The organism is Streptomyces sp. NPDC002935, from assembly GCF_040611295.1.
In the GTDB taxonomy this organism is placed as follows: Bacteria; Actinomycetota; Actinomycetes; order Streptomycetales; family Streptomycetaceae; genus Streptomyces.
In genome coordinates, this window is record NZ_JBEXNW010000013.1 from 15671 (window position 1) to 26997 (window position 11327).

An 11327-nucleotide genomic window follows, 5' to 3' on the forward strand; every position below is an offset into this window, starting at 1 on the left:
GTCCTCCCAGCTTGTACGCGTGTTGGCCGGATCGTACTCGTCGCGGGGGACCCCGGCGAGGGCCGGGGACCCTTTCCCACCCACGGGTCCTGTCAGCCCGGCGCCACGAACCCCGACTCGTAGGCCGCGATGACCGCCTGTGTACGGTCCCGGGCCCCCAGCTTCGCCAGTACGGCGCTGACATGCGACTTGACCGTCTCGGTTCCGACGACCAGCCGCGCGGCGATCTCGGCGTTGGACATCCCCCGGGCCATCAGCCGCAGCACGTCCGCCTCGCGCTCGGTCAGCGCGGCCCGGTCCATGGCCGCCCGCGCCGCCGGATTCCCGCCGCTCTCCCCGTACTCGGCCGCCAACTGCCGCACGGAGGCGGGGAACAGCAGCGACTCGCCCTCGGCGACCAGCCGTACCGCGTGCACGATCTCGGCCGGCCGGGCCCGCTTCAGAAGGAAGCCGTCGGCACCGGCGCGCAGCGCCTCATAGACGTATTCGTCGTTCTCGAACGTCGTCACCACGAGGATCTTCGGCGGATCGGTGACGGTCCGCAGCACCGCGCGGGTCGCCTCGATGCCGTCCATCAACGGCATCCGCACATCCATGGCGACGACGTCGGGCCGCAACTGCCGGACCAGCGGGATCACCGCGGCACCGTCGGCCGCCTCACCGACGACCTCGATGTCGGGCGGCGCCTCCAGAACGGCGCGCAACCCCGCGCGTACGAGAGGTTCGTCGTCGACCAGGAGAACGGTGACCGGCATCGGGCCAGCGTAGATCAACCCAAGGGCAGCTCTGCATGCACCTGCCAGTCACCCTCGTCCGGGCCCGTCCGGGCGCGGCCGCCGAGCAGCGCGGCCCGCTCCCGTATACCGCGCAGACCGCTGCCCCGTCCGGGCCCCGTCACGCCGTCGGGCAGCGGATTGCGGACCTCCAGGGCGAGCGTGCCGTCCCCGACGTCGATCCGGACCCGTACCGGGACGCTCCCGGCGTGCCGCAGCACGTTGGTGAGCGACTCCTGGAGGATGCGGTAGCCCTCCCTCGACACCGGACCGGGCACGGACTCCACCGGGCCCGCCACCTCGGCGTCCACCTTGGCTCCCGACGCGCGCGCCGACTCCAGCAGCCGGTCGGCGTCGGTCAGCGTCGGGCGGCTGCTCAAGGGACGCTCCGCCTCGCGCAGCACACCCAGCACCCGCTCCAGGTCCTCCAGGGCGGCCCGTCCGGTCTCCTCGATCGCGACCAGGGCGCGGCCGGTGAACGCCGGATCGCCGGCCGCCCGCGCGGCGCCGGCCTGCACCACCGCGACCGTGAGCGCGTGGCCTATGGAGTCGTGGAGCTCACGGGCGATGCGGTTGCGCTCCAGGAGCTGATCGGTGCGCTCCTCCAGGGCGGCGAGCCGCTCGGTGGGGGAGGGACCGAGGAGCCGCCGCGCCAGCGCCGTGACCAGCTCGCCGAGGCCGACCACCGCGCCGTAGAGGGCGAGCAGGGGCAGCGGGATGAGCAGCGCGCAGCTCCAGTGCGGGTCCAGGAGCATCACCACGGGATCGTCGGTCGGCCGATAGCCGGTGGCCGCCCTGCCGAGATCGATGGCGAACACGGGCATCCAGACAGTGAGACCGCAGGCCACCCATCCCAACAGGATGCGGGCCTCCAGCCACAGCACGGTCCGCCACCGGTCCCGCCAGGCGACCGACGGAGCAACCGAGAACGCCCGGTCCTCACCACCGCGCTCATCCGGCGCCAGCATGAACCGCGCCTGCACACCCTCGCCCCGCCGCACGGCCGGGATCAGCCCCAGCGGAATCACCAGCGCCGCGGGCACCCAGGGCATCGACATGTCGATGAACAGCCACACGCTGGTGAACAGCATCGGCACCCACAGGTGCAGCAAACGCGTGTACGTCGTCCCCCACAACAGTGGGCGCAGAAAGCGGGCCATTGCGTCATCGTGCCAGCCGCCACTGACAACGGACCTCCCCCGGGCGGGGGAGAGGATCTCCACCGGCAGGGGAGGCGAGGACCGGTCGGCGACAGCCAGGCTGGGCCCATGACCAGCATCGACGTCCAAGACCTGACCAAGGAGTACGGCAGCAAGCGCGCCGTGGACCACCTGACCTTCAGCGTTCTTCCGGGCCGTGTCACCGGATTCCTCGGCCCCAACGGCGCCGGGAAGTCCACCACCATGCGGCTCGTGCTGGGCCTGGACCGGCCCACGTCCGGCACCGCCACCGTCGGGGGCCGCTCCTACGCCGGCCTCGGCGAGCCGCTCCGTCAGGTGGGCGCCCTCCTCGACGCCGGGGCCGTGCACGGGTCACGGACCGCCCGGGATCATCTGCGGGCGCTCGCGGCCACCAACCGCATCCCCGAACGCCGGGTGGACGAGGTGCTGGAGGAGGCGGGGCTCGCCTCGGTGGCCCGGCGCCGGGTGAAGACGTACTCCCTGGGCATGCGTCAGCGTCTGGGCATCGCGGCCGCGCTCCTCGGTGACCCGCCCGTGGTGCTCCTCGACGAACCGTCGAACGGGCTCGACCCGGAAGGGATCATCTGGATCCGGGAACTGCTGCGCCGGCTGGCCCGGGAAGGGCGCACCGTCCTCGTCTCCAGCCACCTCATGAACGAGACCGCGTCCTTCGCCGACCAACTCGTCGTCCTCGGCCGAGGACGGCTCCTCGCCGACATGCCCATGCGGGAGTTCATCCACGCACGCGTGCAGCCCCGCGTCCGGGTGCGCAGCACGGACGGCCGCGCCCTGGGGAGCCTCCTCGCGCAGCACGGCATCGAGGCCGTCGAGGGTGAGGAAGGCCGGTGGACCGCCCTCGACGCACAGGTGGAGGACATCGGGCACCTCGCGGCGGCCGCCGGTCTTCCGATCCTCGAACTCGCGGCGGAGGAAGACACGTTGGAGCAGGCCTACCTGGATCTGACAGCCACCGAGACCGAGTTCACCTCCACACCGACGCAGCCCCAGGAGGCCTGACCATGCCCTTCGCACCCGCACTCCGCGCGGAGTGGATCAAGATCCGGACACTGCGCTCGCTCGTCTGGGGCCTGTTCGCCGTCCTCGCGGCCACGGTGGCGTTCTCGGCACTCGCCGGACTCGACGACTCCGGTGACGGGGACTTCGACCCGCTCTTCTCGACCTTCTTCGGTGTCAGTTTCGGCCAGATCGCGGCCATCACCTTCGGAGCGCAGGCGATATCGGCCGAGTATCAGGGCGGCGCCCTGCGTGTCTCGCTGGCGGCGGTTCCCGACCGGGGCCGCTGGTTCCTGGCGAAGACGGTGGCGATCGGTGGACCGGCCCTGGTCATCGGTCTGGTCACGGGGGTGGCCAGTCTCGTCGTGGGGACGTCCGTGCTCGGTTCCCGAGCGAACGGGCTGACCTGGGAGGAAGAACTCCGAGGAGTGGTCGGCTGCGCGGTCTACCTGACCCTGATGGCCCTGTTCGCGGCGGGTCTGGCAGCCGTCCTGCGCAGCGGGGTCGCCACGCTGAGCATCCTGATCCCCTTCCTGCTGATCGTGTCCTTCGTCGTCGGGGGAGCATCGGGGAGCGTGGCGGACTTCCTGCCGGACAAGGCGGGACAGACGGTTCTGCACGAGACGTGGGACGGCCCCCTGGGCCCCTGGAGCGGGCTCGCGGTGACCGCGCTGTGGACCGCCGCGGCACTGGGCGCGGGCGCGTGGTGCGTCCGGCGCCGGGACGCGTGACCTCACCGGTCTCCTGACCCCTCACCAATTGTCAGTGGTGGCCGCTTTACTGGACGTCATGACCATCGCGCAGCATCTCGCCACGATCGACCGGCTGTGCTCCGAGGACTTTCCTCCGGAGCACGGCGCGTCGTTCGGCGGGTCGTACGGAGGTCCCGGGGGACCTGGTTTCCATGTCGTCGAGTTAGAGCGGAGCTCGGGTTCCTCAGGAGGGCGGCACAGCGAGCGGGAGGAGGCCGAGCAGTTCGAGGCACACCGGGAGGCCCTCGCGCAGCGGCTCACCGACCGGTGGGGGGAACCGGCCTGGATGAGTCTCGACGGCGTGTTCCTGCGCGCCCAGCAGGGCGACGAGCGAATACCGGAGCCCTGGGCCTCTCTCGGTTCGCACATGAGGAACGCGCAGGTGTGGCAGCCGGGCGGCGGCCGCTGGGTCGCTCTCGGTGTCTCCCGACTGGGCGAGGGCCAGGAGTTCAGACTGCTGGCGGTCGTCACGGAGATCGACCCGCCGTGACTCACGGAGCCTGCGCGGCCGTCCGCAGGCGGCCGTACTCCTCGGCCATCGTCGCCGCGGTCCAATGCGCGTTGAGGCCGCTGGGGTTGGGCAGCACCCACACCCGGCTCGACCCGATCGCCCGCTCCTGAGGGCCGATGCGCGCCTTGCGGTCGTCGAAGGCAGCCCGGTAGGCAGTCACCCCCACCACGGCAAGCCACCTCGGGCGCAGCCGCTCCACCTTCTCGCCGAGCAGCCGCCCGCCCTCGCGGTACTCTTCGGCACTCAACTCGTCGGCGCGGGCTGTCGCCCGTGCCACCACGTTCGTGATGCCGAGTCCGTACGAGAGCAACTCGTCCTGCTCGGACGGCTTCATGAGCCACGGAGTGAACCCGGAGAGATGCAGCACCGGCCAGAACCGGTTGCCGGGCCGGGCGAAGTGATGGCCGGTGGCCGCCGTCATCAGGCCCGGGTTGATGCCGCAGAAAAGCACCGAGAGGCCGTCCGCGACGACATCCGGCACGAGCCGGTCGCGGGCGGCCTCCAGGTCCGCTTGGGTGAGCCGGGTCAGAGGATCGCCCCGGGCGTGTAGCCGGCGGCCTCCGGGTGCTGCTTCACGATCTCCTCGACCCGCCCGACGACGATGGCCACCTGGTCGGCCGCGGCGCCCGTGAAGGACAGCTTGTCGGCCATCAGCTCGTCGAGCTGCGCGCGGTCCAGCGGGATGCGCTCGTCGGCGGCGAGCTTGTCGAGCAGCTCGTTGCGCTCGGCGCCCTGCTCGCGCATCGCGAGGGCGGAGGCGACCGCGTTCTCCTTGATCGCCTCGTGGGCGACCTCACGGCCGACACCCGCGCGCACCGCGCCCATCAGGACCTTGGTCGTCGCGAGGAACGGCAGGTAGCGGTCCAGCTCGCGGGCGACGACGGCCGGGAAGGCGCCGAACTCGTCGAGGACGGTCAGGAAGGTCTCCAGCAGACCGTCCAGCGCGAAGAAGGCGTCCGGCAGCGCGACGCGCCGCACGACCGAGCACGACACGTCGCCCTCGTTCCACTGGTCGCCGGCCAGCTCGCCCGTCATCGAGGCGTAGCCGCGCAGGATGACCATCAGGCCGTTGACGCGCTCGCAGGAGCGGGTGTTCATCTTGTGCGGCATCGCGGAGGAGCCGACCTGGCCGGGCTTGAAGCCCTCGGTGACCAGCTCGTGCCCGGCCATCAGCCGGATCGTCTTGGCCGTCGAGGACGGCGCGGCCGCCAGCTGCACCAGCGCGGTCACGACGTCGTAGTCCAGGGAGCGCGGGTAGACCTGGCCGACGGAGGTGAAGGCCTGCGAGAAGCCGAGGTGCCCGGCGATCCGCTGCTCCAGGTCCGCGAGCTTGGCCGCGTCCCCGCCGAGCAGGTCGAGCATGTCCTGTGCCGTGCCGACCGGGCCCTTGATGCCGCGCAGCGGGTAGCGGCCGAGCAGCTCCTCGAGACGGCCGTAGGCGACGAGCAGCTCGTCGGCGGAGGTCGCGAAGCGCTTGCCCAGGGTGGTGGCCTGTGCGGCCACGTTGTGGGAGCGGCCGGCCATGACCAGCTCGGCGTATTCGCCGGCGAGCTTGGCGAGACGGGCGAGGACCGCCACCGTACGGTCGCGCATGAGTTCCAGTGAGAGCCGGATCTGCAGCTGCTCGACGTTCTCGGTGAGGTCGCGGGACGTCATGCCCTTGTGCACGTGCTCGTGCCCGGCGAGGTCGTTGAACTCCTCGATCCGCGCCTTCACGTCGTGCCGGGTGACCTTCTCGCGCTCGGCGATGGAGGCGAGGTCGACCTGATCGAGGACGCGCTCGTAATCGGCGATGGCGGCGTCCGGCACCTCGATCCCGAGGTCCTTCTGGGCCCGCAGTACGGCGAGCCAGAGCTGACGCTCCAGTTTCACCTTCTGCTCGGGGGACCAGAGCGTGGCGAGCTCGGCGGAGGCGTAGCGTCCGGCGAGGACGTTGGGGATACGGGGCTTTGCAGGCGCGGCAGTCACGTGTACGGAGCATACCGGCTGTCCAGCGCGGGTCCGGTTACGTCCGCCGCGTCCAGGATGCGCAGGTCGGGCGGAGCGGCACCCCCCGGCGGACCGGGGTGTGCGTGAGAGGTGCGGGGACGGGACCGAGGTGCCGTGTGGAGCGGGCACCACAGAACACGTCGTCGCTCCTGCCGTCCACCGGTGGTCCCGGCGGAGTGACGCTCAACTTCCTTCGAGGGCGAGGGAGTTGTTCATCGTCTTGGTGAAACGCCGTACATCGTCCTGGTGAATCGATTTCGCAGGGTTGGTGTCGCAGGGTTGGTGTCGGGGGGTGGATGTCGCCGGGGCGGTACTCAGGATCCCGACCGCGGGGGGCGGCTTCCGTAGCCCGCCTGCGCGTGGGGATCGGGATGGGACTGCTCGCTGCCGACCACGGCGCGCAGACCCCCGTACGTCTTTGAGGTGAACCGGTCGTGGGCGAGGGTGAGCTCCGCCGTGATCAGTTGGTTGCGCTCATCGTTGACTTCCTCGATCTCCTGCATGAGCAGGGAGTTCTTGGCGCGCAGTGCCGTGTTCGCGTTCCGCGCCTCGTCGAGGGCTCTGGCATGGCTGCCGAGTCGGATGGCTGTGATGGTGGCCCTGCGGGCCATGGCTTTCTCGCGCTGGGACAGCTCCAGCTCGCGCTTGTGCATGTCCAGCTCGAGACGTCTTCGGTGCTCCGCCAGGACGCTGAGATCATGCCGTGTGCGGGTGTCGACCTGGTTGATCGTGTGCCGGAGCAGGGCTGCGAGCACCCCGGCTACTCCCACGGTCAACAGGCCGACCCCGACTGCCGCAGACTCCCATGTATGGTGCCAGACCCCCTCGCCCACGAATGTCCAGCCGGCTGTGCAGCTGGCGGTGGACGCGAATGCCAGTCTGTACGCCACGTCTCTTTACCCCCTTGCAGTGGCCCCCCGGTTTTCGTCGGCATCGAGGTCCTTCTGGAGCTCGATCGCTTGGACGATGTTCCCGCTGAGCATTGTGCGGATTCTGAGATCAGTGATTCCCCATGCGTCCATGGCCTCCTCCGGGGTGAGTGTTACTGAGGCTACCCTCCGCATCGCAGGCTGAGGCCCGTGTTCCGGGGGAAGCATTCCGCTGTTGACCAACATCTCTCGCTGGTCGAGGCCAAGTACTGACGCCCATGTCGTCAGCTGCGAGGGGAGGGGGAGGGTCTTTCCTTCGAGCGTTCTGCTGATTGTCGTCAGGCTCACTCCGATCGAGATGGCCAGCTGAGCCCGGCCACCGGCTCGTGGGCGGACGTCGTACCCGGCCGCTGTCGCGGCATTCGTGAGGTACTCGCCAACCCTCCTTGCGAGAGCTTGTCGCTCACCGCGGGACTCGTGGGGGGACTCTTCCATGCTCCGCATGCCCGGAGAGTAGCGCGCATGTATGCAACTTGCACGCGAGTTGCATGCGTGCATCTTCGCAGGTCAATGGGCGTTTGGGCGTCGTGGCAGGCCAAGGGGGACGGCTCGCACTCCAGTTCCCAACAAAAACTCTCGTCGTCATACCGGCGAAGCAACTTGCGTACGTGTACGCAAGTTGCATATGTTGCATGACTGTGAGTTAGTCGCACGTATGCAAGTCCCTTTGAGGGGACCTCATTTGCACCGCCTCGGCATCAGCTCGACCACGCTCCGGAGCTGCGAGGCATCTGCGGGGGACGCCTCGAAACCTTCGGACACGACGACCCGGTCATCCGGCGCCCGAGGCCGGCCATGCCGGAGCGGACCGTCGCAGCACCTGCCCACCACAGTTCATCCACTCATGAACGGAGTAGGCCTTGATCGCCGAGGCTAACGCCGCAGCATCGCGGTTCGACACTAGAGAACCGGCCCTTATCGCCCGCGCGCTCGCGGGCGACCGGGACGCGTTCGGGGAGCTCTACGCTCTGCACCACCCCGCGGTGCTGGCCTACGTACAGCGCCGTGTACGCAATCGGCAGGTCGCCGAGGACATCACCGGCGAGACCTTTCTCAACGCCTGGATGAAACGCGACACTTTTACCTATCGCGGCGTCGGCTTCGTCGGGTGGCTGATCACCATCGCCCGGAACAAGGTCATCGACCATTGCAAGAGCGCGCAGCGCCGTGAGTTCGTCGTCGAGGACATGCTCGGCTTCGACGAGGACCTCACCGTCAGTACGGAGGACACCGTACTGATCGGTCTGGACGAGGAGTTGTTGCGTCAGGCGCTGGAACAGCTGCGGCCGCCACAACGCGAAGTCCTCACGCGTCGCTTCCTGATGGAGTTCTCGGTGCTGGAGACGGCACGTCACATGGAGCGGACCGAAGGCGCCGTGAAGACCCTGCAGTTCAGGGCTCTGGCCAAGCTGCGCACCGAGTATCTGGGGGTGGCGGCATGACCACGATGCCCGGGATCCGTACGGCCGTCGAAGCGGACCTCGCCGAGCAACTCGGCACGTTCGCGAGGGAGTTCGTCGCCGAACTGGAGGCGCAGGGGCGGCTGGTGGAGGTGGGCGGTGCCGGCGTCCTCGAACGGCTGCGGACGCAGGTCGAGACCTGGCAGAACTGCCCGGAGGCCTACCACGCCGCCGTCCACACCATCGTCGAGGACTGTGGCTACCCGAGCGAGGTCGCGATGAGGATCGCCACCGCGCTGAACCGCAAGGGGCTGATCCCCGGCGGCGAGGACCCCGAGCCCCAGCAGGACCGCGCCCCGGTGTCCTCGCCGAACCGCAAGGGGCTGAAGCCCGTCGGCGGGGACACGGAGCCGCAACACGACCGTGCCCCCGCGTCCTCGCCGCTCGTGCCGGCCGCACGCGGCGCGATCGTGCTGCACCTCGCGGAGCGCGGCGCCGGACGGTCCATGGCGGAGCACGGGGCGGTACCGGTGCCCAAACGCGTCGACGGCGAGGTTCCGCGGGTGCGGCCGGCCGCGGCGCGGACGCGCACCGTCGGATGGGGCAGCGCCTCCGCCCGCGCGGTCTCCGTCGCCGCGGCCCTGCAGTCCGACCACCTCGCGCGCCTGGAAGCCATGCAGATCTCGGCGGACGGCGAGCGGGTCACGGTGGCCATCAAGGCGACGTGTCTGGCGGACTGGGAGTACTGGCTCGACGCGATCGGGGCTCCTCGCAACGTCCGCACCAGGACGGCCGGGCACGCCCAGGTGGCCGCGGGGACCCTGGACGGAGTCGCCGTCCACCTCACCGCGCACGGTGTTCCCGAACTCCTCCAGGAAGCGAGCGATGCCGCCGCCGATCCCTTCTATCTCTGGGGACGGATCTACGACCTCGGCAAGGGGCAGATCGACCGCACCGACCGCATCTGGCTGTCCCTCGGCCGACGGCAGGACGAGCGCGGGATGCCCCTGCTGATCCTCCGCGGCACGGACGGTCCCCCCTATCCGTTGACGTCGATCATCATGACGCACGGCCCGCTGACGGCCACCCCCCTCCCCAGCGACGGAAGGTCCGGGGAAAGCGCGTGATCAACAGCGGGGACCACTGCTTCGACTGGCTGTATCTCACAGGTGGCGCCCCGCACCTCTGCACGAGGTGAACCAAGGCCATGCGTCCACGGAAGCCCCGGGTCCGTGTACTGCACCTGGCCCAGAACATCCCTGATCGGTAGTAGGCGTGGTTGCTCAACGTGGCTGGTTTGTCACCCTCGCGACAGCTCTCCGCAAGGGCGCCGATGGGGCACATCGGCCCTGATCCGTCCACCGATGGCGTGTCGGTGCGAAAAGGTACGCCCGCGCCTTTGTCCCGGCCACGCCCGCGGACCCGTACCAGGAAGTTCGTGCGCGGTGCTCAGGGGCGTACTTCTCAGGCCCAGGCATGAGTGCTTTGATGTTGATTCCAGTGGGGTTTCCCCGCTGGCCTGTTACTTGCCATCCGGTTCAGGGTGGCGAGACGGCTCCTCTCCATGCTCCGCAAAGCTGGAGGGGCCGTCGGCTGGGCCCGGCGCACGTGCCGGGCCCGGCCGTAGTTCCGGGGCGCGCGGGTGAGCGCATCAGCGGCACTTCCGCGCTGTCGAGCGCCCCCTGTGCGCCCTGTGGCGGCCGAGGGGCGAACCGGTAGCGTCCTTCTTCATGCGGAGCATGGGCCGCCGTGTCACTCGAGAGAGGGGCACGGCGGAAGCCGCCCGATCGGCGCTCCCCTCAGCCCTCGTGGCCGCCGCGCCGCCTCAACGGCTCACGGACATGCCCGGCGCTCATGAAGTCCCTCGGCGGATCACGGACTCAGCCGCCGTGGCCGCCCGTGACAGGACCCTCGTAGGGAAGCAGCTCCGGCCGTTTCGCCGGACGTCCGTCGCCGGACGAGCGCCCCGTCAGTCGTCGTCCGATCCACGGCAGCAGATGCTGCTGGGCGAAGCGTGCGTCGGCGGAGCGGCGGGCGGCCCAGCCGGGCGGCGCCGTGGGTGCCATCGGGGTACGCCACTCCGGGTCCTCGGCCTCGTATCCGAGGGTCTGCCACACGGCCTCCGCGACCCGGCGGTGCCCCTCGGCGGACAGGTGCAGCCGGTCCACGTCCCACACGCGCGGGTCGGCGAGCGAGGGCGCGCCGTAGAGGTCGACCACCAGCGCGTCGTGCCGCTTCGCGAGATCGTCGACGACGGTGAAGAGCTCCTCCATGCGGGGCCGGAAGCGCTCGAGGACCGGACCGTTGCGGCCCGGACTGCGCATCAGGACGAGCCGCTCGCAGGCGGGGGCGAGGCGTTCGACGGCCTCCTCCAGGAGACCGCGGACGCTCCCCATGTCGACCTTGGGCCGCAGGGTGTCGTTGAGGCCGCCCACCAACGTGATCACGTCGGGCCGCATCGCGGCGGCCACGTCCACCTGTTCGGCGACGATCTGCCCGATCAGCTTGCCGCGCACCGCGAGGTTGGCGTAACGGAAACCGGGTGTCCGGGCCGCCATCCGGCTCGCGAGGAGGTCGGCCCATCCGCGGTACGTGCCGTCGGGCAACTGGTCCGACATGCCCTCGGTGAAGGAGTCGCCGACCGCGACAAGGCTGGTGTAAGTGGCATTCATCTGCATGGCGGGAAAGATGGTATCCCGAAGACATACTCATCGGTCGGTCGGGGCGCCGCACCCGTGGTTGCGACGCCCCCGGGCGGACATCCTCGGGGTTACGCCC

At 70.0% G+C, this 11327-nt stretch carries 12 protein-coding genes; 5 read left to right on the forward strand and 7 right to left on the reverse strand.

Annotated features, from left to right (window positions below):
* Nucleotides 1–92: 92 nt before the first annotated feature.
* Both ABZX90_RS19240 and ABZX90_RS19245 read right to left on the reverse strand, forming a co-directional pair.
* Nucleotides 93–755, reverse strand: a complete 663-nt coding sequence (locus ABZX90_RS19240; protein ID WP_351126921.1) for a response regulator transcription factor — start codon at nucleotides 753–755, stop codon at nucleotides 93–95.
* Between the two features lie 14 nt (nucleotides 756–769).
* Complete coding sequence (locus ABZX90_RS19245) at nucleotides 770–1933, reverse strand: histidine kinase (protein WP_351126923.1); 1164 nt, start codon at nucleotides 1931–1933, stop codon at nucleotides 770–772.
* A 108-nt stretch (nucleotides 1934–2041) separates the two neighbouring features.
* Here ABZX90_RS19245 and ABZX90_RS19250 point away from each other — a divergent pair, with 108 nt between their 5' ends.
* Genes ABZX90_RS19250 through ABZX90_RS19260 form a run of 3 tightly spaced genes read left to right on the forward strand, consistent with a single transcriptional unit; the run spans nucleotide 2042 to nucleotide 4210 of the window.
* On the forward strand, nucleotides 2042–2971 hold the full coding sequence (locus ABZX90_RS19250) for an ABC transporter ATP-binding protein (protein ID WP_355206301.1): 930 nt from the start codon (nucleotides 2042–2044) through the stop codon (nucleotides 2969–2971).
* A 2-nt stretch (nucleotides 2972–2973) separates the two neighbouring features.
* Entirely contained in the window at nucleotides 2974–3699 is a 726-nt protein-coding gene (locus ABZX90_RS19255; protein ID WP_355206304.1) for an ABC transporter permease subunit, read from the forward strand.
* Between the two features lie 58 nt (nucleotides 3700–3757).
* Nucleotides 3758–4210, forward strand: coding sequence for a hypothetical protein (locus ABZX90_RS19260; protein ID WP_355206307.1), 453 nt, complete (start codon nucleotides 3758–3760; stop codon nucleotides 4208–4210).
* Nucleotide 4211: 1 nt separating this feature from the next.
* Here ABZX90_RS19260 and mug read toward each other — a convergent pair whose 3' ends face one another.
* The 4 genes from mug to ABZX90_RS19280 all read right to left on the reverse strand — a co-directional run bounded on the left by mug (nucleotide 4212) and on the right by ABZX90_RS19280 (nucleotide 7593).
* Nucleotides 4212–4712: a G/U mismatch-specific DNA glycosylase gene (mug, locus tag ABZX90_RS19265; RefSeq protein ID WP_351126931.1), complete on the reverse strand. Its 501-nt coding sequence runs from the start codon at nucleotides 4710–4712 to the stop codon at nucleotides 4212–4214.
* Nucleotides 4713–4756: 44 nt separating this feature from the next.
* Complete coding sequence (purB, locus tag ABZX90_RS19270) at nucleotides 4757–6199, reverse strand: adenylosuccinate lyase (protein ID WP_351126933.1); 1443 nt, start codon at nucleotides 6197–6199, stop codon at nucleotides 4757–4759.
* A 335-nt stretch (nucleotides 6200–6534) separates the two neighbouring features.
* Nucleotides 6535–6996, reverse strand: a complete 462-nt coding sequence (locus ABZX90_RS19275; RefSeq protein WP_351126935.1) for a hypothetical protein — start codon at nucleotides 6994–6996, stop codon at nucleotides 6535–6537.
* Between the two features lie 120 nt (nucleotides 6997–7116).
* Nucleotides 7117–7593, reverse strand: a complete 477-nt coding sequence (locus ABZX90_RS19280) for a transcriptional regulator (protein WP_351126936.1) — start codon at nucleotides 7591–7593, stop codon at nucleotides 7117–7119.
* Nucleotides 7594–8009: 416 nt separating this feature from the next.
* Between ABZX90_RS19280 and ABZX90_RS19285 the strand changes: the two genes are divergently transcribed.
* Entirely contained in the window at nucleotides 8010–8591 is a 582-nt protein-coding gene (locus tag ABZX90_RS19285; RefSeq protein ID WP_355206312.1) for a sigma-70 family RNA polymerase sigma factor, read from the forward strand.
* The gene (locus tag ABZX90_RS19290; RefSeq protein ID WP_355206315.1) at nucleotides 8588–9676 is read left to right on the forward strand and encodes a BN159_2729 family protein; all 1089 of its coding nucleotides are present in this window, start codon (nucleotides 8588–8590) and stop codon (nucleotides 9674–9676) included. Before ABZX90_RS19285 ends, ABZX90_RS19290 begins: the two co-directional genes overlap by 4 nt.
* A gap of 753 nt (nucleotides 9677–10429) precedes the next feature.
* Here the strand turns inward: ABZX90_RS19290 and ABZX90_RS19295 are convergent.
* The gene (locus tag ABZX90_RS19295; RefSeq protein ID WP_355206318.1) at nucleotides 10430–11227 is read right to left on the reverse strand and encodes an SGNH/GDSL hydrolase family protein; all 798 of its coding nucleotides are present in this window, start codon (nucleotides 11225–11227) and stop codon (nucleotides 10430–10432) included.
* Nucleotides 11228–11327 lie beyond the last annotated feature (100 nt).